Source organism: Nostoc paludosum FACHB-159 (assembly GCF_014698835.1).
Taxonomy (GTDB): Bacteria; Cyanobacteriota; Cyanobacteriia; order Cyanobacteriales; family Nostocaceae; genus Nostoc; species Nostoc paludosum.
In genome coordinates this window covers 1-25,824 of record NZ_JACJTU010000005.1, presented here as the reverse complement: position 1 = coordinate 25,824, position 25,824 = coordinate 1, and the positions used below count along the sequence as shown (strand labels likewise).

The following is a 25,824-nucleotide window of genomic DNA, read 5'->3' as shown; positions in this document are numbered from 1 at the left end:
AAGATGCCCGCCCCACAAAAGCATTTGTGAATTTTAAATTGTGAATTCCTATTTTTAAATATTTTTAGAGTAAATTTTACTGGATTGAATAATCGTTTGCAAAATCACATTGCGGTAGGATAATGCAATAGTATCCCAGCTAAAACGTGAAGCATTTATAACTGCTTTTTGCTGCCAATCTCCACTCAAAACTTTGGCAATAGCAGCAGCATAATTTTCTATATCTGTGACATCGCATAAAATTCCAGCATCTCCAACCATATAGCGACGCATTTCATCGTCTGTGGTAACTATTGGTAAACCGCTAGCCATTGCTTCCAAATAAGAAAGCGCACATGGTTCATTAATCGAAGGTAAAGTGAATGCATCGACACTTCGATAAACTTTGGGCATTTGATTACTGGGAAAAATTTTGATGGCAAAGCGATCGCTTCCCAACAACCGATCGCCTAAAGATTGAAAGTATGCTCGATCTATGCCATCTCCACAAATGAGAAGACTAACTTTTGGTAACGATGCTACAGCTTTGATTGCCAGTTCAACTCGCTTGTGACTGTGACGATTGAGAGAAGCTACACACAAAACTAGAGGTTTGTTTAAACCCAAGTCTAGATGTTCTCCTTGTGGTGTAAAGCGGTTCGTATCTACACCATTAGGAATAATGGTAGTAGGTTGAGAAGGTCGTAAAGTTCGTACAAAATTAGCCATAGCTTCCGAAAAAACTACGAGATGATCGGGACGAAATCGCAAATTACGTGCAAGCACTTGCCCTTGAGCCAACAATCCAGTATGTTCGGTATAAATCATCGGTGTACCAATCAGGCTACGGACAAAAGCTGCCATTGCTAAACCTCCGTAATCATTGCAGGGAAAAATTAGGTCAGCAGGGTGTGTGAGTAGCCTGAATGCACAAGGTAAAAAGCTTGTCAAGTGTTCGATCGCAATATCAGAATGGGTAAAAAAACGTTTCAATAGAGAAGCGATCGCTAAATTATTTAGAATCTCACGCGCCTTCGTCCGGTCAATACCACCAGCTGGATAGTAAAACTGACTACAGCGATCGCCTGCTAATAATTCCACATCAAAGTAAGTGCTGAGGCGATCGGCAAGTTCTATAGCAAAAATCTCCGAGCCACCACTCCAGTTAACTCCCGCACTCGGATGCACTAAAACCACTCGATAGGATCGTTGATGTCGTGCTGTCATCTGAGCATAATTATCAGTATCAATCAAGCGCTGAATCATAGAAGGTTCATTTATAACAAGGGATTGGCGACTGGCGATTGGGGATTGGGGCATTGGGATTATGGGCTGGTGGGGTGGTGAGGTGTAATTTTCTCCCCATCTCCCCATCTCCCCATCTCCCTCATCTCCCCCACTCCCCGATCCCAATTCCAAGTAGCAACTGCAAACAGAGTCCACCAATAGAAAAAGAAGGTTGTGTGACTCCAAATATTCTCAGTAATCATACCGATAGCCACAGCTGCAAGAATAGCTAACAATACCCGACATAAATCTTGCTGAGCTTTAGTAGAAGAAGTGCGCCGAACTAACTGAATTAAATGTGTAGCTTCGATACTAAGAAAGAATAAAAAAGCTAAAAGCCCAAAGATTCCGCCCTCTACTAATGCCCGTACATAATCATTGTGGGCGTAGTTATTGTAAATAGTTAAATAGCGGCTAGTTGCTAGACCATAACCCAAAATAGGCGACTGTCCCCAAGCCTGTATGAGTAAAGACCACTGAGCAAGCCGCCAGTTAAAACTATTACCATCACCGTGTGACAATAAAATTGCCCGCGATATATCTAAATCTGGATTTAACAACGGTGTTTGAGTTAAAGAGGCCAGGCGTTGTTGTCCAAACTCAGTGCTGGCAAATAAGCCTATAACTACTGCAAATAAAAATGCTCCACCAATCAAATTAATCAGACTCAATCTTGGCGCAATCAAAACCAGAATGAAAATAGCGAGCATTATCAAGCTAAACAAAGTTTTAGTACTCACATAGAAAAAGCCGAGTACAACAAGCAGTATTACCCAAGGCCAACGGTGCTGGGACTGATTAAGTTTCCAATAAGTCAAACCAATAAACAGCAACAAAAAAGTCGCAAAGGTATTAGCCAGACCAAGAGTGCCATTAATTCGGGAAATCTCTCCAGAGATTGGGTCTTTGGTAGCTTGGAGTATGCCTGGTAGCATCGAAACAGGAACAAGCATCTGCATTGTTGCTGCCGTCAAAGGTAAGATGAGAGCGAAAAATAATGCAGAAATAATCTTTTGTGGATGGAGTCGGTCTTGCAGTTGCATTACTAGCAAGTAGACCATTAGGGAAGAAAAAAGGCGTACCCACTCACGGATACTATCTACGAAAGCGCCAGCATCTAAATCCTGTTCTCCCAAAGGTATGAGTATGACTCCCAAACCTTGGAGAGCTACCCAACCTGCAAAAAACCACCAAAACTTATCAGTACGTACTGTCCGACCAGTTAGTAATGTGATTACCACATAAAGTAAAGTTAGGACATCCACACCAATGGCGAATAGAGAGGGGATTTGTCGAGCAGAAAAAGGATCGAGGGCACTACGCAAGATTAATAGTGCGAGTACGGTTTGCTCGAAGTTGGCAAAAAACAACAAAACTACTGCGATCGCGCCCACCACCAACCCCAGATAAACAGGCGTAAAAGCTGTGAGTAACCCAATTCCCACACCTACCAACCCAATCTTCGGTATCAAGGAGCGTTGATTAGTCAACATCTTCATAACATTTCAATAGGGCTATCATTTGATTCATGAACTAGGCAATAGGCAATAGGCAAAAGGCAATAAGGTTGTGGAAGAATTAAGTGTACGGAATTCCCTTCAAAAATCAAATAGGATTTCTATATCCCATATCCATATATAGATAAAGGTGTAAGCCTGTATGCCCCTACAGTCGATTCATAATGCTTGGTAGGTACTTAGGTTATAAACCGCTCGTGAAATTCAATTCAAATACAAAAAGACTTTCTTTGCCTATTGCCTATTGCCTATTACCTGTTCCTCAAACCGTTTCCAGAATTGACAGTATCCCTTGCAGGAGTTGAATGTTTCACAGGATGTGATAAATAGCGGTAAGACTTTTCAGTTTGAACTGCCATCCCATTAACTACTACTCCGAGAATTGGTATTCGATTTTGTGTTAGTTCTGATACCGCTTTTTTTAGAAAATCTTTGAGAGTAAAACTGGGACGTGTTATCAGCACAACACCATTGGTATAACGACCTAAGGTAGCTGCATCAGAGCTGACATTTAGAGGTGGAGTATCTATGATTACAAAATCATAATTATCTGTAGCATCTGCAATCAACGACTTCATCGCCTCAGACTCTAGTAACTGTGAGGGTCTTGGATGTGATTCGCCAGAAGTCAGCAGCGAAAGGTTTTCAATATCTCCAATTTGCACGGCATCTAATAGCGATCGCTGTTTGGCGATCGCATCGCTAAGTCCCGGTTTGGCAGGTAAGTTAAACAGCTTGTGCTGCATCGGACGATGTAAGTCGGCATCTATAATCAAGGTTCGCCGAGATAACATCGCACAAACAGCCGCTAAGTGGGAGACAACTACTGATTTCCCTTCCCCAGATTTAGTACTACTAATCACAATGCTCCGCAACTTTTTAGAACTGCGAAACTCTAGGGTCTTGAGCAACATTCGATAAGGTTCAACCAAAGCAATATCGTCCAAAAAACCTTCTGCTGCTTCCAGGCTGAGCGCTCTGGTAGGCAGAGATGGTAATGTTCCCAACATGGGAATTTTTGTCAGTATTTCTTCGGCTTCGGAAGTATCGTGTATGGTGTTATCCGTGGTTTCTAAAAGCAATACCACACCAACAGCACAAACACTTCCCACCACAATAGCTAGTGCCAATACCAAAGCAGGTTTGGGGAAACTAGGAGAAGTTGGTGGTTTAGCCTCTTCAATAATTCGGATATTGCCAACTAATTGGGCTTCAGCAATCCGCGCTTCTTCGAGTTTGGTTTGCAACAACTTTAAAGATGCCGCTGCTTCTTCTTGTTGGCGAGTAAGTACAGTCAGAGGTTGTTGTTGAATTGGTAGTTGTGCTAAACGAGCCTGGAGATTAGCTTTTAAAGACTGAACAACTTTGAGCTTATTTTCCAATGCCAAGCTTTCAATCTCATTGCCAATCAGTTGAGAAGTCAGATCCTGACTCAGAGGATCGGATGCGACATGATTTTGAGAAATAGCTCGATCTCCCGGCGCAAGGTTAGCTAATTCCCGATTGTACAAAGCATTGAGAGCTTGCTGTTGTTGTAGGAGTAATATCAAACTTGGATGGTTCTCTGTGAAACGCAGACGTGTAGTAGCTATCTGGGTTTGCAAATCTGCCAACTTGGTGCGTAATTTCTGGAGTTGTTCATCTTGACCACCCCGTATGGATGCATAAGCATTGCTGAGGCTTTTAGTAGTAGTAATTTTTCGTAGGGATGCATCACGCGATCGCGTTTCTTGGAGTTGGGCAAATAAAGCCCTCTCCTGGTCTTCTAGGGTGGCTAAACTATCAACTAAACTTTTACTTTGGTCAGCAAAAGAGATCAGACCAGTAGCTTGTTTATATTTGTTTTCCAACACTTCTGCTTGTTGCAGCCGCCCACGAGCCAAAGGAACCTCCTTTTCCAAAAATTGTCTGACATTGGCAGCTTCTTTGCGGATTTGTTCGGCACTTTCCTCAACCATTGTTTGAGAAACAGCATTGACGAGTTTAGCTGCCAGAATTGGGTCTTGCGCCTGATAGCTAATAACCAAGATATTCGTCGCTGGAACAATTTTGACTCGCAAACCTTTACTGAATTTCTTAGTTGTCAACTTGCTTTGAGGAACAGGAAAAACCTTAGCCAGCGATCGCTCCAAGATAGGTACTGATTTGACCAATTCCGCCTGCTCAGCCAACGGGCTAGGCCCGCCAGGTACACCAGCAGGTACTTGTGTAAGGTCACGCCCCAACTCAGAAACACTCACCCGTCTATCATCCAATATCAATTGTGCTGATGCTCGATACAAACTTGGAGCAAAAACTAAGTAAGCTACTGCTCCCCCAATTACAGCAACAAACGTCGTCAAAGCCGGCCAACTTCGCCGCTTCAAAACCACTACTAAAGATGAAATACTTTTCTCCATTACATATACCTTTGTCTAATTGGGCATTGGGCATTGGGCATGGGGCAAACAGAAAGTGTGGGAGGCGTGGGAGAATGGGGAAGAAATCTTTCCCCCCACACTCCCTCATCCCCCCATCTCCTCATCCCCGCGTCCCCGCGTCTCCCCGTCCCCGTGTCAGAGCATCAGTTATCACCCGCCTTGACAGATTACTAGGCTCCGATACCCCTACTGGATCGGGCGAATTCAGTATTGTTGTGTATAGTTTTAAGGTTTCAGAAGTAATGCAATCCCAACCATAGTTAAGCTGCACGTGTCTTTGTGCATTTTTAGCCATTACCGCCATTTCAGCCAGATGATTAATCGCCCAGTTCAGGGAATGTACACAAGAGTCTAGGTTTCCAGCTCTAAAAAGTATTCCGCGATTATCATTAATCAATTGCTGGTGGGGTGGAATGTTACTTGCCAGGACTGGTATACCTTCCCGCATCGCTTCTAACATTGCTAAAGGCAGTCCCTCGACATCAGAAGGAAGGACGAATAACCCCGCCCCCCGCACAATTTCCCAAAGACGAGTTCTTTGGAGTTCGCCTGCAAAAATAATATCTCGATGATTAGCAACCTTTTCTAATAGCTTGGCACTGAAGGATCTGGTATCGCTGACACCTCCAGCCAGAACCAGTTTCCATCCAGTTGGTTTCAATGCACAAAAAGCGTCGATGAGCAAGTCAGGACGCTTTTCTGGTACGAGTCTGCCTAAAAAGAGAATGTAGCGGCCTGGTGTCAAACCCAAAGAGGTAGCGTAGGGAAATTTGGGATCTGATGTACCGTAGCTGGCGGGAGCGCTGGGAATGTAGACTGTCTCTCGATTATAGGTTTCCAGGAAGTAGGATTTGAGGTCTTTTGACACCACAATTAGCCCTTGGGCAAAACGTACAGCTGATTTTTCACCCAAAAGAATTAGCTTGCTGGATAAATTACCCCACTTGGCGCGTTGCCAGTCTAAGCCGTGACAGGTAACTACAACCTTTGTAGAGTTAGCAATTCTGGGTAAACAACTAAATAGAGATGGGCCTAGAGCTTGAAAATGAACAATATCATATTGCTGACCACATGCAGCGATCGCTCCTAGTGCCGAGGTAATAAAAGCATCAACCCCCCGCAAACCCCAACTAGGTAAGGAAATGACTCGAACACCCCAAAAATCATAATGGCCAAACCAAGGATAATTGATATTAGAAGATCGAGCGAATAAATCAACACAATGTCCTTGTTCGGTTATGCGAGGATACACTTCTGCACAATAATGCTCAATTCCTCCTTGTTTGGGAGGTAAACCTTTCACACCAATGACGGCTATTTTCATGGCAATAGTTATTTTCTGAAAAATGTTTGTTCAAGTCATAACAATTTGAAAAATGATTGCAATATGCTGCAACACATGGATTGCTAAAACCCAAATACACCAAGGCGATCCCCAATCCAAAATCCAAAATTTTATCATCAACCAACTGAATGGTCTGCTAACTTCCAACGACTTAGCATTTTGCTATAGACATCCTCCATAACAGTGTGAGCGCTATAAGGTTGTGCAGTCGCCACACAGGATGCAGTTGGATAGTTTTCCGGATGTAGTATTACTTGCCGTAAGGCATCTGCCACACACTCTGGTGTACGCTGTTTACAAACAACACCATTGTCAGCAGCTAACAATTTTGGGGTTTCACCACATATAGTGGTAACTACTGGTGTTCCGCTAGCCAGCGCTTCCAAAACTACCAAGGGTAAACCTTCGTAAGCGCTGCATAGAACAAAAACATTGCATATCCGATGTAACTTTGCCAGTTCTTCCATACCAATTGCCCCCAACATTGTCACCCGGTCAGATAATCCCAACCGAGCAATTTCGCCACGTATTTCTATTGCTAATTCTCCATCACCTGCTATTAGTAAATGAGTCTGCGGTTGATTTAAAACAGCGAATGCACGGACTAACAGTAGCGGATCTTTTTGGGGATGCAAACGACCTGCGAATAGAATAAAACGTGTTTCTTCGTCTAAACCCAACCTTATAGCTAATTTCCGCCGTTCAACTTGCCGTTGTAAATGACTTAAGGGATAGAAAATTTCGCCATCAAAGGAATTTTTGATGTATGCAACGCGATTTTGCAAGTCAGGATAACGCTGTTGATAAAATTGAATTGCATCGGTATTACATGAAAGAATTTGACTAAATTGGCGAATTAGTAAACTTTCAAAAGCGAAATATGCTGCGGGAAATCTTCGCCACAGAATCGCCTTTTTCTCACCCACAGCTTGCATTTGCGTGTGGATATCATTATGGATAAACAAAGTTTTTTCTCCATGCCAATTCCAAGCTGCCAAGCTTGGTTCTAGACGATGAAAGTGCATAAAATCTGAAGACAAGCAACGTCCGAAAAGGGCTGCGGTATACTTGAGTGTGGTGGGAATCAGGCTTCTAACATTATCATTTTCCAAGGAAAATAAAGGTAAAAAACTAATTTCTCTACCTGCGATTTCTGCTGTTTGCCACGTTTGACTAGGCTGAAATTTTTCATCCCCTGTTCCTACAAGCCGCATCTCAAATTCTTGGGGTGCGTATTTAATAAAAGTTGTGATTAACGTCTGAATTCCTCCGATACTACTGTTCCAAGGATTGAATTGATAAAAAATTGTTAGAATTGGTTTACGCATGAAGTCAACCCAACACAACTTGCATGGAAACACCCAGATATATTTCCATATTCAACAATGTGAATTAGAGCAGCAAAATAGCTCTCAAACCTTTGTACAATAACCTTGCTTAGCTTATCCCTACAGATGCTTGAAGGTCGTCAAACATCAAATTTCCAAGAGGTTTAGCTCAACCCAATCGACTCTATTTCCCGTTAGGGTTGTCGAAAAGGATTTGTAGTCAGGTATCGCACGTTTTACAGCCAAAAAAGCTAATTTATTGAGAAAATTCTCAATAGAATATCTCAATTGACACTACATGTGCATTTTGAATTTACGAATTATTTCTAAATAAAACTTTCAGCTTTGATTCGTTAAACTCACGTTTAACAAACACAGAGGTAATCTTTGTTGTATCTACATCAGAACTTTATTACCTCTTCAATTTGTTGTATTCCTAAAGATAGATGGTGTGACTGGAAAATAAAATTGTATAGATAATAACTTGCAAATAGAAATGTTGGCTGTTGACTGATGACTAGGAAAGAAATAGTTTCATCCATCGTTGTGCGATTTATCACATGGCCATCTGTCTTCAAAATAGGGCTGGGAAACAATACGGTTCGGTTAAAGGGGAAAGGGAAAAGGGAAAAGGGTAATTTCAAACTTTTTCCCTTTTCCCCTTACCCTTTTCCCAGCCCACATCAGAGATGAAAAATGCTTATCCGAACCGTATTGGGCTGGGAAAGGAATATTTTCTTAATCTAATTGTGTAATTCGTTACATTAACTTTTAGTTTGAAAAAGAAAATGAAAAAGAGGAGGAAAGGGGAAAGGAACCAGCAATTTAAAAACAGTGGTTTAAAGGCATGGAGTCGGCAATTTTTATCGCACTATGTATCTCCTCAATCTTCTTTTTTGTTCTCCATTTTGAAAAACAGGGGCTTTATACCTTGTGGTGAAAAGTTTTTTCTTCTTCCCTTACCCCTTACCCTTTCTCCTTTTCCCCTTCTTGGTAAGAATAGTTACAAAGGCAATCAATCCAAAACCTAAAATCTAAAATAGTCTTCGCTATTCGGTAATTAATAATTTTCCTAAAAACATTACGAATTACCAAATAGCTACTGCGAATTATGCCTTTTTTGTTATCATGTAATGTTACTTAGATTTGGCCTCCAAATTTTCTAAGCGGCTTCTCAACTCCTGATTTTGTTGTTTGAGTTGGTCAAATTCCTCGCGCAATTGGCGCAGTGTTTTTTCGGAACCGATATTATTTTGCACCTTGGAAATTTCTTCTTCAGCGTAGCGGCGCACACGACCATCAGATGTTTGGTCAGCTAGCGATCGCAAAATTCCAATTGCTTTGGATGTTTCCATTTGCCCTAATGCTGTGGCTACTGACACTTGCGTTAAAAAGAAGGTTTCTTTGGCTAGTTCTGTTAATCTTTCTAAAATCCGTTCTAAATTAACCGGACTTTGACCAACAGAAATCTGCCCTAAAGCGCGAATTGCAGCTAAACGCAAAGGTTGTGGTACGCCCAGTTTCGTGTATTCCATCAGCAGATTTAAAGCTGCTTGGGAGGTTTTGAATTCAGCTAAACCAACAATTGCACCACTTCTGACGACTTCATTCCAACCCGCCTTTTCTTCTAAAACGGATTTCAGCAGCTTTAATACCTTGTCTTCCTTGGGCTTTTCTTCTAAGTTCGCAGAAGCGATCGCCCCCACTGCACGACAGGCTGCGGCTTCGACATAGTAGCTCTTATCGCCTTTTTGTAGCAGATCTTTGACAGCCTTATAGCTTTCGTTGGTTTTGATTTGAGCAAGTCCTTCCACTACAGCACGTCGCACGTAGGCGTCTCGATCTTTCAACCCCACAACTAAGCCATCAAATGCTTGGTCTAAATTAATTTGTGTTAGTTGTTTCGCCACTTGCACCCGCACACCCCAGAATGGGTCATTTTTTAATGCCTTAGACAGTGATTTGGTTGCTTCTAACCCGCCTTTTTTTGCTAAAGCTTCTGCTGCATAGATGCGGGAAATGGGGTCGGGATCGAATTCTAGCTGTGCTTTTAATTCTGGTAGTGCATACTCTAAAGATACTGTTTTTAGATAATTATTCCCAACATCAAAACTAATATATTGCGGCTTATTTTCTAGTGGAAAATAGAAACTTTGCTCGCGTTCATTCACACGCACTGTAAAAGTTTTGAGTTGTGAGTTTGGAGTTTGGAGTTTTGAATTATTTTTAACTCCTAACTCCTCACTCCTAACTTTTTCTTGTTGGCTATAGCCAAAACCAATAGGAATTTTTAAATCAAACAAATCTTTAGTGCCATTTTTACCATCACCTGCTTGGGTTTGAGTGACTGTAATTTTTGCTAAATTAGCATCTCCATCCCAAGAGTAAGCTATGTTAAATTCGGGATGACCACCACGATAAACGTACTGGTCGAAGAGGAACAGAAGATTGCGTCCCGTTGCTTTTTCAATTGCTCTAAGTAAGTCTATTGTTTCTACAGTTTTGTGAGCATTATCTTGGAGAAATGTTTGAATTGCTTGCCAAAACAAATCATCTCCCAATTGGGCGCGAATCATGTGATAGACACAAGATCCTTTTTCGTAGATGTGGCGATCGAAAAGTTCAATTGGTTCTCGGTAAACATTTGTGACCATCGGCCGACGATAGCGGCTGCTGTCTTCACTGAGGTAGCGACGAGCTTCCAATAAACGATAGTAAGCTGCTTCTTGGAGACTATATTCATGTTCTGTCCACATCACCTCAGAGTAGGAAGCCATGCCTTCCTTAATCCAAGCATGAGACCAATGCTTAATCACCACCAAATCGCCAAACCACTGGTGCGCGAGTTCGTGGACAACTAAACCCTCGGTATTGCGATTATCTAAAGCTGCCCGTTCATCCAGCAAGCATTTATCTGTTAACAGGGTTGTGGAAGTGTTTTCCATTCCGCCAAAGATAAAGTCATCGACGCAAACTTGGGCGTATTTGGGAAAAGGGTATGCATAACCATACTTTTGGCTCAAAAATTCAATCATCCGGGGAGTTTTGCCCATGCTGCGTTTAGCATCTTCCTCCCGTCCCTTTTCTACGTAGTAGGTGACTGGTTTTCCCTTCCACTCATCGCGGATTTCCGCAAAATCACCTACTGCCAAAGTCATCAAATAATTGGGATGAACTTGTTGCTGTGACCAGTGGTAGATTTTATAATCGCCATCTTCTGTGGTGTTAATCAGTTCGCCGTTGGAAATTGCCACTAGAGGGTTGGGGACACGAACGCGAATTTCCGAGGTCGAGAGTTGTCCTGGATAGTCAAAGCAGGGGAACCAAAAACGAGAGTCTTCGTCTTCTCCCTGAGTCCAGACTTGGGTGGGCTTGTTTGGGTAATGTTTGTCTGGTTGAATAAAGTAGATACCGCGTTGCGGTTTAGTCACCGAGTAGGCGATCGCAATCAGCAAGTGTTTACCAATCTCAGTGCCTTGAGAAAGTTGAATCGAAAGCTGTTCGCCATCGTAATCAAAATTTTGCGCCACCTCGTCTACCTGCACAGACTCGATATTTAGGTTGACAGCATCCAAAGTCAAACGGTCAATGCCATTACGAATTGGCAACAGGCGAATGCTACAACTGCCCTGACAGCTTTGCCCAGGAATATCTAAGCTCAGATCGAGAAAAATATGCTCTACTTGCCCAGGACGGTCAGGGCTGTAGTGGGGTTTTGCTCCTGGTAACTCAAAAGGTTTGTGTCCATTATTATCTGTATCAAAATAAGACTGCGACATTGATGCTTACTGACCTTGTAATCCTGAAAAGTCTGGCTTGGCTGGATGTTGTTAAGCAAAATAGCGGTGTAGTAAATGTTTTTCCCAAATCAATAGGGCAATATCGGAGTGACGACTAACTTTAGGCGTTGCGGGATTGAAATTAATCTCATCCGAATTTCCAAAGGTAGCCCACCGATCTTGGACTTTTGTCCATATCTCTCCGCATTCACTTTTCTTGATGTTTTGCACTTTTTTGCCATCAAGTCAAGAGTCTCTTGCACCTTGGTAGATTTTCATTAAGTACAAATACTCCTAATTATTCTTATAACTTAGGATAGCTTGTCGGTGTTAATTGAGCTATTTTGTTTGAGATGAACAGGATATCATTTGCGGATTCGCTTCTCATCTAGTTGAAGTATTTTTGAGACTAATTTTAGACCGCTAATTTGTAGGATTACTAATTTTATCAGTAAATACCGACCTGAGTTAAGACTAAATGACAGGATCGCTTGATATAAGGCTACTGGAATTGCGGCTCAAAAAATATGAGAGGCTCAATTGCAAGATTCCTGACAACAAAGCTTTTTGTCACTTAAATCTAATCTAGCTTGAGCGATGGCTATTTACCGTCAAATATCCTCAATCTGAAATTCAAGTTAACCTGTGTTAATTTTGACTACGATGCAATGACTTGCTCTACAATTGGCGTTCTCATGGCTTATAGCGGTGGAATTCTTTTTGTCTAGACGATTTTCTGCATCTACATATAGGTCATTCTGTCCACTAGATTAGGCATTTCGCCCACCCTTGAATTCAAAGCAGACAAGATATCTACACTAGAAAAATTGGGTGTTTTTTATTGAAAAATACTTTAAAATATCCACTACATATAAGACAAAACTTCATTTTTGGTAATCTTTTTAAAATTCACCAGATAAAACTGCACTATTAAATTTATCGCTGAAATTACCGTAGGTAGAATTAAACCATGCCAATAACCAATCTCTCTCCAACCTCAAATCATTGTCATTAAATATCTTCGACTAACCCAATATCCCAAAATATCAATATGTTAATTAGCATGGTTAAACAAGTATCTTGCAATCAAAGCAAAGCCCTCATTCTGATTATTTAAATTCTCAAAAAAGTTGGCTAATTACTGCTAATTTTAGAAATTAAATTGCTTGACTAATTGCCATAGTATTATTGCGATTAATATATGAATCGATGCCTATAATCTCGTGAGAAAACAACTCAAAACCTAACATTACAAAGTTAGTAAACACTACCTTGCAATATTGACAAATATTGTCCTAAAGTTAAACTAACTTCATCAGCTTGTAATTCTGTAAGTAACAACTATATATCAAATAATATAATTTTGTGTATATATATATTTATATATCTTAAATTATTTTAATATCTTTTGTTGCACACAACCCGTAGAAAGTCCCCTGGTGGACTACTGACAAACCGCTATTACGTATAATTTGGTAGATAAATTTTAAAAAGGTTACTTTTAAAACCAATAAACAACCAACAAAGTCAGCTTCAGCTTTTAGTTTTTACATTTTCAGGTGTGCAGCTTGTCAACAACGGCGCTGCTGAGTACTTTTGTCATGCGTTAGTCTAAACTCCAGTAGCAATGGATGAGTGAAATTATCAATAGATCCGAAAACTCTACAATGACACTTGTATAAATCTCGGTAACAATCTCAGCAAAAGAGGATAGATAACAATAATGCCTGAAAGTAAATCAAAGTTTCTTATTCCTGCTGTTGGTGCCGCCGTAGTTATAGTAGGAGGTATCGCAGCTTATACGTATTTAAAAGGCGGCCCATCAGGGGGTAGCTCAGATGCTCTAGGCAGTGCAAAAGTAGTACCTTCAACAGCGATGATGGCTACCTATATTACTACTGACCCTCAAGCCTGGGAAAAGTTACGGCAGTTTGGCACCCCAGAAGCACAAAAGTTAGTAGCCAAAGGTCTGGAAGATTTGAATAAGGAAATGTTCAGTGACAGTAACATTTCTTATGAAAAAGATATCAAGCCTTGGGCTGGTGGTGTGATGATTGCTCTGTTACCACCAAATCCTGCCAAACCAGTACAGCTAAATTTGCCCCCTGGCGCACCCACTCCACCGCCAAATGTACAGCCAGAACCAAATATCTTGGTAGTAGTGGGAATCAAGGACAAAATCAGTGCCTTGAATTTTGCTAACAAATTAAAGTCCCAAAAAGGCGTTAAATTCAAGGAATCTGACTACCAAGGTCAAAAAATTATTGAAACTACAGAAAATGGCAAACCTACCTATAGCGTTGTTTTAGATAATAATCACTTGGTATTAGCGCCGGAAAAGCAAGCTGTAGAAAAAGCAATTGACACATTTAAAGGACAGTCCTCCTTTGCCAGTAAAGAAGGTGTAAGCAATATTCTCAAAGGAGTGGATGTCAAAAACAGCCTTGCTCAAGTTTATGTACCAGACTATGCAGGCATGGTACAGCAATTAGCAGCCGCAAGTCCCCAAGGAACGCAGTTACCGCCACAAACCTTGGCACAACTAAAGCAGGTGAAATCTGTGGTGGCGGGTGTTGGTGTTGATGATGCAGGAGTGCGAGTCAAAGCGATCGCTAATTTAGATCCGCAACTGATCAAATATCAGTATCAATCAACTCCTGGGAATATAGTCGGGCAATTTCCCACAGAAACCTTTGCTTTGGTGAACGGAAACGGCATCAGTCGTGGCTGGGAAACAGTAGTCGAACAATCAAAAGATTCTCCAGAATTGAAGCAAGCCCTAGAACAAGTGCGCGGACAATTGAAATTTGTCAATATTGACTTGGATAAGGATATTTTTGGCTGGATGAACGGGGAATTCGCCTTAGGTGCGATTCCCTCAAATCAAGGGGTGTTAGCGAGTGTTGGTTTTGGAGGTGCTTTAGTATTTGACACCAGCGATCGCAAAACAGCCGAAGCCACATTCACAAAATTGGATACCCTCGCCAAAACCCAACAAATCAACATCGCCAAGAGAAATATCGGCGGTAAAGACGTAACTGAATGGCAAATCCCCCAACAAGGAGCTTTATTAGCACATGGTTGGCTGGATCAAGACACTGTGTTTGTGGCTGTTGGTGGCCCCATTGCTGACGCGATCGCCGATCGCAAGAGTGAATCTCTCGACAAGAGCGAAGCTTTCAAAGCTGTTACAGGTTCTTTGCAAAAACCCAACAGCGGCTATTTCTATTTAGATATGGAAAAAACTAAAACTTTGCCCGTAGTCAATAGTCTCATCTCTGCCGAAGCCAATACTATCCTCAGTTCCATTCGTGGCTTTGGTATTACCGCCACCAGCCCCGACAAATCCACCAGTGAATTAGAGATGCTGTTAGCTCTCAAGCGTGCAAAATAGGTTAGGGGCATAGGGCATAGGGCATTTGTCTCCCCTCCTTCCTCTGCCCCTGTGCCCCCATCTCCCAATTTCCACACTCTCAGCTACAAAACTTGATTATTCCGAGCCTCCAATGTCTGATTGAGCCTATCCAATGCACCAGTCAGTCTTTCCTCAGATGCAAGCTTAGGATCTGAGAGTGGAGATTCAATGGCGACATCCTCCTGTCTCTTCAATTTTTGTAAGGCGCGAATCCCTATAAATAAGATGAAAGCAATGATTAAAAAGTCCAGAATTGCACCAAGAAACTGACCAATGGCAATTCCTGGACTTACTGTGATGGTTCTCCAATCTTTACCGGTGACACTAATTAAGGGATTAATCAATGGCATAATCACATTCTCAACCAAGGAGGTAATCACCTTAGTAAAGGCAGTGCCAATGATTACAGCGATCGCTAAGTCAAGTACACTACCTTTGAGGGCAAATTCTTGAAAATCTCTCAAAAAGCCACTTGCTCTTCTTCTTGCTCTTGCCATAGTTGAGACTCGAAAAGTTAGTTGTAGTCTTTTTTTATATGGCAGTTGGCTTTTTGCCCTCTCTGTTGAGATAGATATTGGTAAACTACCCACGCTGGTTAGATAATTCAATTCATTTCATTTCTAGACTCGTGTCGAGCAATTATGTCATAAGTAAAAGAGGCTGTTAAATGCAAACTGATTTATGACCGCTGCTGTAAACACTAATCTTAGCTTCGCTTCCCGCTTGGTGAATACCATACTGGCAATCCAGCCTTTAGCCAACCTAGCCAAGCATCAAGCTAGACAAATGATGATTAAACGTGCCGAAAGAATTGGTGTGCCTTGGACGCAAGAAGTCGAAACACTACAGGCGCGTGATTGGAAATCCGATCTAGCTCAAGTAGAAAATCCCCATATTTCCTACCCAGAATATTACTTGCGCCCATTCCATGCCTACGAAGGTGGAAACCTGAGTTGGAAAGCTGCTTGGGAGCTAAAAGTTGCAGCTCGTACTGTCCATGCTGGAATTTGGCGGGATGCTGGAGCACAAGGAGATGATAAACTGCGCCAAAGTTACCACGATATTCTCAAAGCGCAACTCCCCAATCAACCCCAAAACATTCTAGATTTAGCCTGCGGTGTGGGTTTGAGTACTTTTGCTTTGCAAGAAATTTATCCCCAAGCCCAAATCACAGGTTTGGATTTATCTCCCTACTTTTTAGCTGTTGCCCATTACAACGCTGGGCAACGCCAAGCTAAAATTAATTGGCTTCATGCCCAAGCAGAATCTACTGGACTACCTGATGCTTCTTTTGATTTAGTTTCGGTTTTCCTGATGTTTCATGAATTACCCCAGTCAGCAACTCGACAAATTTTTGCTGAAGCTAGGCGGGTACTGCGTCCGGGTGGTCGCTTGGCAATCATGGACATGAATCCGAATTCTGAAGTGTACAAAAAGATGCCAGCTTATATTTTGACTTTGCTCAAAAGTACTGAGCCATATTTAGATGAATATTTTGCTTTGGACATTGAGCAAGCTATTATTGAGGCGGGTTTTCAAAGTCCCGCGATCGCTAACAATACCCATCGTCACCGTACAATTATTGCTCAGGTGAGTGCTTGATTTATCTCTAGTTTTTTGGGCAGCAATACCACCCTTGCTGCTGCTAGGTTACTATTATTGTCGAATACCATTTGCCCCGGCTCTGCTCAGATTGCTGATATTCTTTATCTTCGGGGCAATATCTGGTATTTTAGCCCTGAGCCTGGAATGGATTTTTGAAACTGTAGCCAACTCGGTTGTAAACTGGCATCAGATGAAGCGATCGCTTCCTGGTATTGCCCTGCGGCAACTCGTAGAAATAGGCCCAATTGAAGAAGGCTGCAAGTTGGCTGCCGTTGTGATTCCAATCTATCTGCAACGCCGATATAGATTACTTCTCTCTAGCGTTTTTATCTTGACTATAGCTGTTGCCCTTGGATTCACTGCCGAAGAAAACTGGATTTACTTTTTCCACGGTACAGCATCAATTTTTGAACGTACTATCGGTACGCCAGTCCACGCTATGTTCTCTGCACCTTGGGGATATGCGTTAGGAGTCTATATTTCCTCCAACACTGGTTTAAATCAAAATAGAAAGTTTATTTTTACGGCTTGGGTAAATTCTGTAATTTGTCATGCCATAGTTAATGTCCTATCTAGTGCTTGGGCTTACTCACTGCCCTTACGTTTTTTGAGTTATGGTTTCTTCCCCTTCCTCTTGTGGATGTTTTGGCGATTGGAACAATTACTGCGAAAAGTCCAACGCAAACCCCCCATTATCCTAATCTCAGCCTATACACTCCAACAACGTTACTGGCAAAGAAGTTTAGTACTGTTTGCTCTTTTACTAGGTGGAAATGCTATTTTTGGGCTGTTTCTCTTAGTCAGAATTGTTAGCCCGTTGAATCCATCGATACTTTTTGAATCTGATATATTGTGGTTTATACTTACTCGGTTTTTGCTAAATCTCTTTTTCGGGTTTTTAGCTTGGGGCATTTATCGCTATTTGCGACGTACCGCCCGCCGTCGGTATTTTTATTAAAATATGATTTAAGAAAACGCTAGGGGGTTTTTATGCAAATAATTCCAGTTGGACAACTGCTGACCTAGAGTTCTTCGCAAGCGATTCTCGTTCCGAGACACTTCGTGAACGCAGAAATCGCTATGAGATTATTGATGGAGAATTATTTGTGACCAAAGCACCTAACTGGGTTCATCAAACGAGCTGCGGCAATATTGTTACAGTTCTTAATATTTGGTCAGATGAAACTGGTTTAGGTAAAGCTGCGTAGATGCGGAGCAGCTTGTCGTCAGACATCGCCCCCGGAATTATTTTCTCAGATGCAGACAATGTGATCCCCGATGTGGTTTGGGCAAGTCACGAACGCTTAAAACTCTTGCTAGATGAAGCTGGACACCTCACAGGCGCACCAGAGTTAGTAGTAGAAGTTCTCTCACCCGGCGAAAAAAACGAGAAACGCGACAAAGAAACAAAGCTAAAACTGTATTCAGTGCAAGGAGTTCAAGAATATTGGATTTGCGATTGTATACAGAAAAAAGTTGAAATTTATCGCCGCGAACAAGCTGTATTAAAACTAGTAAGTACTTTATTTCATCAAGATGAATTGACAAGTCCTTTGCTGCCTGGTTTTAACTGCCTAGTAAGTAAACTTTTCTAATTGGGTATAGGAAGAGGACAAGGGGACAAGGAGAATAAATCCTCAGTGTTTACTTTCAATGCTCAATGCCCAATGCCCCATGCCCCATGCCCAATGCCCAATTACTAAACCTCTGCTAATACTGGTTGACTCACGGTTGCACTGATTGAATTTGTGTCAGACTCGGTACAGTAGATTTCGCAGGAGTTATTGGGACTTTCAAAGAGTTTAACTTTGTAAAGCTCGGCTCCTAATTCTTGAATGGGCGATCGCAGTAAATTACTAATGTAAAGTGCGATATTCTCACTAGTAGGTACAACTTCGGCAAAGTAAGGAACGTCTTCGTTTATAAAAGTGTGATCGAATTGTTCTACCACATCATTTTTTACGATCTGATTCAAACCACCTAAATCGACAATCATCCCAGTAATTGGGTCAATCTCTCCTTTAACAGTAATTTCTAAATAATAGTTGTGTCCGTGGCCGTGGGGACGCGCACACTTACCGTAAATCTCAGTGTTCTTTTCTTGACTGAGGTTGGGGTCAGCCAGCCGATGAGCAGCGCTAAAGTAAGTACTGACGGTGAAATAAGTTTCCGTTCCGTTTTTGGCATAATCAGCCCAAAGTTCATGACTTTCAAACAGCCTAACTTTGTGCAGTTCGACTCCCAATTCCTGAATAGGTGAAGTCAGTAAATGATTGATGTAAAGTGAAATATTTTCAGTAGTGGGAACAATCTCGGCAAAGTAAGGAATGTCTTTATTTAAACAGGAGTGATCTAGTGGTTCCACTGCATAATCTTCCACCACTCGCTTTAGGGCATCTACATCTACGATCGCCCCAGTGCGTGGGTCGATTTTCCCTTTCACAGTGACTTCCAGATGGTAGTTGTGTCCGTGAGTACGGGTGCATTTACCGTATTTCTCAGGACTGATATTAGGAGCTAGCCTATGGGCAGCGCTAAAGTGAGTACTAATGGTGACATAGGCTTCCATTCCCTCTCCCGTGTAATCTGCCCAAAGTTGAGAATTTTCAAGCAACTGGACGCCAACTATAGGAAGGTGGGGTGCTAGCCGTTGCCAGATTACCCGTGCAATATTCTCAGTGGTAGGTAGAGTTTCTTGGAAATCTGCCCACACATCGTTGAGATAAGAAAAGTCTAGTTGGTTTGTAACTTCTCGCTTGATGACATGTTTTACATCCGACAAATTCAACACCATGCCATATTCGTCTACTTCTCCGCCAAGGGAGATTGATAAGACATAGTTATGCCCTTGTCCGGGAAATTTCGCTCTCACACCAAATTTCTCAATATTCTCAGCTTCACTCAGTTCTGGTAACCAATAACGATGACTTGCCGAAAACTGAGCGCGACGATTAATAATGCATTTCATAAGTATAGTGGCAATAAAACTTCAAATTTCTTAACCTTTCACTTTTTCCAGCATAAACTAATTCCTGTCTCATCAGTCATTAGTTTTTGTCTGCGTCAGAGCATCACAGCGTTTTCCCATACCCATTAACCTACTGATGCTTGTGCCTCACAGTGTAATCTCGTAGCTATGCGGAATAGTTCTTGACCTGTGTGCAAATAGCGCTCATCGTAGTTCAAAGGAAAATAACCTAACTCTTCAATTCCATCTGCTAATTGATCTAGGCTGTAGTAAAGGTGAGCCGCTGTTCTTGCCAAACTAGGGGGATTGGGCAGGGAACGAAAAGTAGTTTGTGCTTGCTTCAAGTCGTTACGACAGGTATTTAAGTATTCCTGAAATTCATCTAACAACTCATCATCAAAAGGATCGGCAGCTAATTGCTCCATTTGTTCTTCTAAAGAATAAAGAATGGTACAAAGTAAGCGATTTACTGGTTGATAAACCTTACGCAGCCATTCTTCGACTTCCTCATCAGCATCCCGTCCGGTTTTGCGGGTTGCCTGGTAACGTTTTTGGGCTGATGCTGTACGCTGTTGACGATCGCCATCTAATTTTCGAGATTTATCTTGCAGTTGTTGGTCATAATTGCGGCGATTTTGGTTATCGCCTAAGACCTCGTAGGCTGCATTGATGCGGATAATCTCCTCGCGATCGGCTGTTTCCTGATTACTATCAGGATGAAATAACTTAACCAAGCGGCGATAAGCCTGCTTTATCTCCGCTTGGCTAGCATTTGGACTAACTTTGAGAGTTTCGTAATGGTTAGAAACGTGTTTAGAATTGACCATTAATTCAATGTATCGTTAGCTGACGCTAGCGGCTAACTTGGTCTCCAAGTCTTGGAACAGCGGTGTACTTAAATACCTTTCTCCAAAACTCGGCTGAATCATTACAATTAAACGTCCTTGATTTTCTTCGCGTTGAGCAACGCGAATTGCTGCACATAAAGCTGCCCCACTGGAAATTCCAGATAGTAGCCCTTCTTCTTTTGCCAAACGCCGACTGTAAGCGATCGCTTCTTCGTCGGTGACAGTAATTATTTCATCAATCAATTTTATCTTTAGCACCTGCGGGATAAATCCAGCGCCAATTCCCTGAATTTTGTGCGGCCCTGGTCGTCCTCCAGATAAAACTGGGCTATTGGCCGGTTCCACAGCGATCGCCTTAGCACTAGGCTTATGTGCTTTAATCACTTCTGCCACACCAGTGATCGTACCACCTGTACCCACTCCTGCCACAATTATATCTACTTGTCCATCAGTATCTTCCCAGATTTCCTTGGCTGTAGTTTCCCGATGCACCTTTGCATTGGCTGGATTGCGGAACTGCTGCAACATATAAGTATTTGGCATACTATTAACTATCTGCTGCGCTCGGCTAATTGCCCCACTCATGCCTTCCATTCCTGGTGTTAGTTCCAGTTCTGCTCCAAAAGCCCGCAACATTGCCCGCCGCTCTCCGCTCATGGTCTCTGGCATAGTTAAAATTAAGCGATAACCCTTAGCTGCTGCTGCCATTGCCAAAGCAATTCCAGTATTTCCAGAGGTAGGTTCTACCAATACTGTCTTACCAGGAGTAATCAGCCCCTCTTCCTCGGCAGCCTTGATCATACTTACCCCAATTCGATCTTTGACCGATGCCGATGGGTTCATACTTTCTAGTTTCACCACAATTTCAGCAACACATCCTTCGCTTTGGGGAATACGGTTTAACTGCACTAGAGGTGTACGGCCAACTAATTCTGTAATGTTACGAGCAATTCGCATAATTTATTCCTTAGTTATTAATTATTGGGCATGGGAACAGGCAAAGGGGCAAAGGGGCAGGGGAGACAAGAGGGCAAGAAGAATAACTCTTAACTCTTAACTCCTAATGACTAAATGTAGTAGATGATGTCTAGCTGCCGTCGGGAATTTATTTTTTCACAAAGATCCTGAAGTGTATATTTTTGTAAAACTAAATTCGCCGCGTGACTTGCTTCTTGCCAAATTTCTTCAATAAGTGAACTTTCTACTTTTTTGAAATTAAGATCTTCTTGGCACGCCCTCACCTCCTGCCCTTCTAAACATTCTAAAATTTCAAAAAGGATAATTTTTCGAGGTTCTCTGGTTAATAAATAACCACCTTTTGATCCCCGTTGACTTTTGACTATACCTCCACGCTTCAAGGTTGCTAGTAGTTGTTCTAAATAGCGATCGGGTATGTTTTGTTGTGTTGCAATTTCTCGAATTTGTAGTGGTTCGCCGCTTTCGTAATGGGCAGCTATCTCTAATAAAGCTAGAATTGCATATTCACATTTACACGATAGTTCCACAAGCAATAATGGTTTATAAGTTGGGAGTTAGGAGTCGTTCAATTTGGATTTTAAATTTTAGATTTTTCCATCAATCCAAAATCCAACTTATGCAGGAAGCACAACTTTAGTGCCATCCAAAATATAAAATTGCCAAAGTTAGAAGTTTTGACAACCGAGTTATAAGTTGATTAAGTACACAACCTCAGTCTGGTAGCCTGGGGTAAAGCCTGTTTTACTTCCAAATTCTGGCTTGGAGAATTTCGCTGTAATTCTAAAGTTACGACTCCTAACTCCTCTATTATACTACGGTTAACAACTGGGGTTTATTTGTTGCTGCTACGAACAACAAAAAGCCCCGCCTCGTGGCGGGGAGCAATTAAGTTAAATTATTCGCAGATTGTCAATGCTCTAGAAGGTGAAGGTCGTTCTCAGCGTACCGATAATTGCATCGTCGTTAGCGCTGTTTTGACCAGGAGAGGTCAACCAGATCACACCAGGAGTGATTGAGACATTATCTGATACCTGATACTTGTAGAAGCCTTCAAAGTGATAAGGTATGTCATTTCCAACAAAACCTGCTCGGTTACGTGCATAGGGTTCTGCACCAGCAAAAATACCTAAAACATTGCCTTTTTTACCGAAATCAGGTAAAGCTACCCCAACACCATAGCTCCAAGCTTCAAAATCATCACCTATACCAAAGCCTGTGACATCATGGTAAGAAACGAAGCCACTAATGGATAGTTTATCGCTGGGTCTAAACGCAGCAGACACACCGTAGGAATTAGTAGAAGATCCATTTACAAGACTTAGAGTGTTAGCTTGTCCAGTACCTACTGCAACAATATCTCCATCTGTACTGTTACCGGAGTTGAACAAGAAACCACCTGCGGCATTATAACCGTGGACGTAGGTCGCAGCTAAAGCTACGCGATCGCCAAGGCTAAAGTTCAACTGTCCTAAAGCTGCATAGTCGCCGTTAGTAAGACCTGCACTGAGGGCAGGATCGTTAGCTTCTGATGCCAAGTAACCCGCAGTGATTGAACTATTTCCTAGAATACCGCCACCTTTACCCAAAGGTATATTCAGCGCTATACCAGCACCACCACCAATTCGATAGATGGGACTTTCAGAAGCAAAGGTGGACAGCGCACCGTTACCCCCGTCGGTTTGATCGAAAAAGTAAGGGTTGTTGACCGCGGCGTAATGGCTGTGTCGTCCGCCACTAGCTGCGAGGTAAACTTGGGCTGGGCCGATGGGAACTTCATAGGTCAATCGGTCTATTCTGACGCTGTTGTTACCATCGCCAATACCAACTTGATATGTTTGTGTGCCTTCAGCAGTGTTAATAGGAGCACCAGCATTATCAATTTGTGAAAAGGCTGTGCTATTACCAGCAGCAAGACGTGTGTGCAGCACGTCTCTACCAGTGAAGCTGGTTTGCAAATCTAAACGTACTCTGTTTTGGAAGACCGTGTTGTTGGCATCACCAGTGTTTCCGCCAAAAATATCACTAACTGCAAAAACAGCTTCACCAACTAATTTGGTGGTAGTCGAGAACTGATTGGCTTCTAATTCGGCGGTGCGTGCTTCTAAGGCATCTACACGACCCCGTAGGGTTGCCAATTCTGCCGAAAATTCTTCTTGTAACCGCTGTAAGGTTGCTAAGTCTTGTTTGGTTACCAAGTCAGCTGTTGCCGTAGCAATCAATTCGTTGACTCTATCCAAACAGGCATTCAAACCAGCGGCAAATTCATAACGTGTCAAAGCACGGTTACCGCGATAAGTGGCATTTGGATAACCTGCTATACAACCATAGCGCTCAACCAAGGACTGCAATGCTTGGAATGCCCAATCAGTAGGCTGTACATCAGAAAATTGCGAAACTGATGTTACTTGGGACTGAGAGTTATTTTTGTTACCTTCGTTACTGTAGCGGTTAATCTGGTCTAAGGTTGTTTGAGCCAATATGTCTGGCTGTTGGACAACTTCAGTGACAGCTGGTTGTTCGCCTGATGATACTTCAGTGGTTGTATTTGGAGCCGCAATTGCTGTTGTTGAGACTAGTAATGTTGCTCCCAAAACTGCTGGGCTAACCAATAAGGATTTCCACAAGAGATTAGACATCTTTTCTTTACTCCTCACACCTTGTATAGATAATTCGGTTTCTTGCACCTAATTCTTAAAAATGCGGCATCTCATTTTGAAACCTGTGGATGAGGCATGAATGCCTCTACTTACGATTTTAGTTTTCGCAAAGCTAATAAACGATTAACTTAGAGTTAAAAATTGATGTGATTAACTTATGCAAAAACATATCCTTATATCAAAATATTATAAAACATTAAATTGAGATGGCAACATTGAAGCGACGCCTTAATAACTGTCACACATCAGCCATTTATGTATCCAAGTAGCGAGTAGGGTTTGAGGCTATGGCTAATCTAACTTAGCTAAATCTTTAAAAGCTTTAGGGGCTTAGCAGTTTCTCGGCAGAGAGTTATACGTTGCATCAAGCCTTGACAATCATAAACTACACAGCATTAACGAACTAATCACTCATTTATGCAAAATAAGTTCGTCTAATATTTTTGGAACAAACCAAGATGAAATATCAATTCCACCCATACATAAGTAGCTAAAAATCAAGGATTTTAAATAGGTCATAGGGCATTGGTCATTTGTTATTTAGAAGGAACAAATGACTAATGCCTAAGGTATAAGCTGAACTTAATGTTAAAAAAATCAGTTACTGAATTTGGGAAATCACTCCAGCAAGATCAAAGTCATTCTGGGTCAATCCACCTGCATCATGTGTTGTAAGTGTAATCTTGACTTTGTTATAAGAAATCTCTATGTCTGGATGATGTCCTGCTGACTCAGCAGGTTCAACAAGCTTGTTGACAAACTCAATTGCTTGGATAAAATCCTGAAATTTACGAGTCGTCTGCAACTTTGCTCCTTCAACGGCCCAACCTGAAAGAACCTTTGCGCGTTCTTTAATTTCGGTTTCAGTTAGTAGTTGTGCCATATTGAAAAATTCCTAACTATATGTTGGTTACATCTTGGATATCATGAAACCGAACTTTTTCGATTCTGCACACAGAAATATGAGAGGTTGATACTTTATTAATTTAACTTTTGAAAAATTTTAACGCCTTGGCTTTGCCTACCCCAGGTCTCACCATCTGAGTTTTGAATAGCAACCACTGATAAAACAAAAATTACCCCAAAAAACTATCCGCTCTGATTGAGATCGGGAGATCTTAGTCAGAGCGGTCTAGCGGGTCTTCAGGTTGCAACCAGACTGCCGGAAGGGACTTCTAGCTTAGCCTAGCTACTTGAGCTAACTTAGTCTCTCAAGATGACTAAGGCTAACTTTTAAAGAACAGCCCCGGCACACAGCCGGCTAACTGCAACCTGATGACCCATGCTTTTACTACTTTCTATCATGGGCATCACCTCCTTGTTGCCTAAGCGGTCTTAGTCTCAAAGGGACAGAGCATTTCGCTCTGGGTTTATAACCTTCACCTAAGATAACACATAAATTTAGAGTATTAACCATAAATACAAAAAAATCTCCCACCTTTTGGTGGGAGACTTTGGAATATTGACGCCAGCTAGGCATTAAGCAAGGAGATTATTTAATCTGGGCGGTGCCAATATTCCGCCAACCACAACTTTGATTATTGTTATGGTTGGTTGTTGTAATTAGAGAGCGTTACCTCGAGGTAGAACTTCCTCAGGGAATACAAATTGTTCGTGGATCTGATCTTGAGGAGCCATCCAAGCGCGGATACCCTCGTTGAGCAAAATGTTTTTGGTATAGAAAGTTTCAAACTCTGG

Annotated in this window: 16 protein-coding genes and 2 pseudogenes; 4 read left to right on the top strand and 14 right to left on the bottom strand. The window is 41.9% G+C overall.

Translation table 11 applies throughout. The features are described 5' to 3' along the window. Positions 1–54 precede the first annotated feature (54 nt). The 6 genes from H6H03_RS06690 to H6H03_RS06665 form a co-directional block, all read right to left on the bottom strand. Positions 55–1,353, bottom strand: coding sequence for a glycosyltransferase (locus H6H03_RS06690; protein WP_242057770.1), 1,299 nt, complete (start codon positions 1,351–1,353; stop codon positions 55–57). Beyond that, the gene (locus H6H03_RS06685; protein ID WP_190954370.1) at positions 1,305–2,759 is read right to left on the bottom strand and encodes an O-antigen ligase family protein; all 1,455 of its coding nucleotides are present in this window, start codon (positions 2,757–2,759) and stop codon (positions 1,305–1,307) included. The genes H6H03_RS06690 and H6H03_RS06685 overlap by 49 nt, the downstream gene beginning before the upstream one ends. Positions 2,760–3,034: 275 nt before the next feature. Continuing rightward, positions 3,035–5,182 (bottom strand): GumC family protein, encoded by a 2,148-nt coding sequence (locus H6H03_RS06680; protein WP_190954369.1) that lies wholly within the window; start codon positions 5,180–5,182, stop codon positions 3,035–3,037. A gap of 121 nt (positions 5,183–5,303) precedes the next feature. Continuing rightward, positions 5,304–6,527, bottom strand: coding sequence for a glycosyltransferase family 4 protein (locus tag H6H03_RS06675; protein ID WP_190954368.1), 1,224 nt, complete (start codon positions 6,525–6,527; stop codon positions 5,304–5,306). A 137-nt stretch (positions 6,528–6,664) separates the two neighbouring features. After that, complete coding sequence (locus tag H6H03_RS06670; RefSeq protein ID WP_190954367.1) at positions 6,665–7,876, bottom strand: glycosyltransferase; 1,212 nt, start codon at positions 7,874–7,876, stop codon at positions 6,665–6,667. A 1,136-nt stretch (positions 7,877–9,012) separates the two neighbouring features. Next, positions 9,013–11,655, bottom strand: coding sequence for a M1 family metallopeptidase (locus H6H03_RS06665; RefSeq protein ID WP_190954366.1), 2,643 nt, complete (start codon positions 11,653–11,655; stop codon positions 9,013–9,015). Between the two features lie 1,723 nt (positions 11,656–13,378). On the opposite strand from H6H03_RS06665, the gene H6H03_RS06660 reads away from it, so the two are divergent. Further along, positions 13,379–15,049, top strand: coding sequence for a DUF3352 domain-containing protein (locus tag H6H03_RS06660; RefSeq protein WP_190954365.1), 1,671 nt, complete (start codon positions 13,379–13,381; stop codon positions 15,047–15,049). 83 nt (positions 15,050–15,132) lie between these two features. Here H6H03_RS06660 and mscL read toward each other — a convergent pair whose 3' ends face one another. Next, entirely contained in the window at positions 15,133–15,567 is a 435-nt protein-coding gene (gene mscL, locus H6H03_RS06655; protein ID WP_190954364.1) for a large conductance mechanosensitive channel protein MscL, read from the bottom strand. A 184-nt stretch (positions 15,568–15,751) separates the two neighbouring features. On the opposite strand from mscL, the gene H6H03_RS06650 reads away from it, so the two are divergent. The 3 genes and pseudogenes from H6H03_RS06650 to H6H03_RS06640 all read left to right on the top strand — a co-directional run. Then, a complete protein-coding gene (locus H6H03_RS06650) occupies positions 15,752–16,672 on the top strand; it encodes a class I SAM-dependent methyltransferase (protein WP_190954363.1) in 921 nt (306 codons plus the stop codon). Next, complete coding sequence (locus H6H03_RS06645; protein ID WP_190954362.1) at positions 16,665–17,633, top strand: PrsW family intramembrane metalloprotease; 969 nt, start codon at positions 16,665–16,667, stop codon at positions 17,631–17,633. Before H6H03_RS06650 ends, H6H03_RS06645 begins: the two co-directional genes overlap by 8 nt. Before the next feature lie 49 nt (positions 17,634–17,682). Next, positions 17,683–18,270: pseudogene (locus tag H6H03_RS06640) on the top strand (Uma2 family endonuclease); the annotation flags it as partial. 104 nt (positions 18,271–18,374) lie between these two features. Here the strand turns inward: H6H03_RS06640 and H6H03_RS06635 are convergent. The 7 genes and pseudogenes from H6H03_RS06635 to H6H03_RS06605 form a co-directional block, all read right to left on the bottom strand. Continuing rightward, entirely contained in the window at positions 18,375–19,643 is a 1,269-nt protein-coding gene (locus H6H03_RS06635; protein WP_190954361.1) for a 6-carboxytetrahydropterin synthase, read from the bottom strand. Between the two features lie 125 nt (positions 19,644–19,768). Next, positions 19,769–20,470 (bottom strand): J domain-containing protein, encoded by a 702-nt coding sequence (locus H6H03_RS06630; RefSeq protein WP_190954360.1) that lies wholly within the window; start codon positions 20,468–20,470, stop codon positions 19,769–19,771. Positions 20,471–20,485: 15 nt separating this feature from the next. Beyond that, a complete protein-coding gene (cysK, locus tag H6H03_RS06625; protein ID WP_190954359.1) occupies positions 20,486–21,448 on the bottom strand; it encodes a cysteine synthase A in 963 nt (320 codons plus the stop codon). A gap of 110 nt (positions 21,449–21,558) precedes the next feature. Then, entirely contained in the window at positions 21,559–21,996 is a 438-nt protein-coding gene (locus H6H03_RS06620; RefSeq protein ID WP_190954358.1) for an RrF2 family transcriptional regulator, read from the bottom strand. A 390-nt stretch (positions 21,997–22,386) separates the two neighbouring features. Continuing rightward, positions 22,387–24,105: an iron uptake porin gene (locus H6H03_RS06615; protein ID WP_190954357.1), complete on the bottom strand. Its 1,719-nt coding sequence runs from the start codon at positions 24,103–24,105 to the stop codon at positions 22,387–22,389. Between the two features lie 622 nt (positions 24,106–24,727). After that, positions 24,728–25,009: a 4a-hydroxytetrahydrobiopterin dehydratase gene (locus tag H6H03_RS06610; RefSeq protein WP_190954356.1), complete on the bottom strand. Its 282-nt coding sequence runs from the start codon at positions 25,007–25,009 to the stop codon at positions 24,728–24,730. Between the two features lie 680 nt (positions 25,010–25,689). Next, a pseudogene (locus tag H6H03_RS06605) lies at positions 25,690–25,824 on the bottom strand (photosystem II D2 protein (photosystem q(a) protein)); the annotation flags it as partial.

Excerpts from the sequence above, each read along its gene's own strand:
- H6H03_RS06630 (WP_190954360.1), bottom strand. The coding sequence starts at position 20,470 with ATGGTCAATTCTAAACACGTTTCTAACCATTACGAAACTCTCAAAGTT.
- H6H03_RS06660 (WP_190954365.1), top strand. The coding sequence starts at position 13,379 with ATGCCTGAAAGTAAATCAAAGTTTCTTATTCCTGCTGTTGGTGCCGCC.
- H6H03_RS06675 (WP_190954368.1), bottom strand. The coding sequence starts at position 6,527 with ATGAAAATAGCCGTCATTGGTGTGAAAGGTTTACCTCCCAAACAAGGA.
- H6H03_RS06680 (WP_190954369.1), bottom strand. The coding sequence starts at position 5,182 with ATGGAGAAAAGTATTTCATCTTTAGTAGTGGTTTTGAAGCGGCGAAGT.
- H6H03_RS06685 (WP_190954370.1), bottom strand. The coding sequence starts at position 2,759 with ATGTTGACTAATCAACGCTCCTTGATACCGAAGATTGGGTTGGTAGGT.
- cysK (WP_190954359.1), bottom strand. The coding sequence starts at position 21,448 with ATGCGAATTGCTCGTAACATTACAGAATTAGTTGGCCGTACACCTCTA.
- H6H03_RS06615 (WP_190954357.1), bottom strand. The coding sequence starts at position 24,105 with ATGTCTAATCTCTTGTGGAAATCCTTATTGGTTAGCCCAGCAGTTTTG.
- H6H03_RS06650 (WP_190954363.1), top strand. The coding sequence starts at position 15,752 with ATGACCGCTGCTGTAAACACTAATCTTAGCTTCGCTTCCCGCTTGGTG.
- mscL (WP_190954364.1), bottom strand. The coding sequence starts at position 15,567 with ATGGCAAGAGCAAGAAGAAGAGCAAGTGGCTTTTTGAGAGATTTTCAA.
- H6H03_RS06635 (WP_190954361.1), bottom strand. The coding sequence starts at position 19,643 with ATGAAATGCATTATTAATCGTCGCGCTCAGTTTTCGGCAAGTCATCGT.
- H6H03_RS06670 (WP_190954367.1), bottom strand. The coding sequence starts at position 7,876 with ATGCGTAAACCAATTCTAACAATTTTTTATCAATTCAATCCTTGGAAC.
- H6H03_RS06690 (WP_242057770.1), bottom strand. The coding sequence starts at position 1,353 with ATGGGGAGATGGGGAGAAAATTACACCTCACCACCCCACCAGCCCATA.
- H6H03_RS06610 (WP_190954356.1), bottom strand. The coding sequence starts at position 25,009 with ATGGCACAACTACTAACTGAAACCGAAATTAAAGAACGCGCAAAGGTT.
- H6H03_RS06665 (WP_190954366.1), bottom strand. The coding sequence starts at position 11,655 with ATGTCGCAGTCTTATTTTGATACAGATAATAATGGACACAAACCTTTT.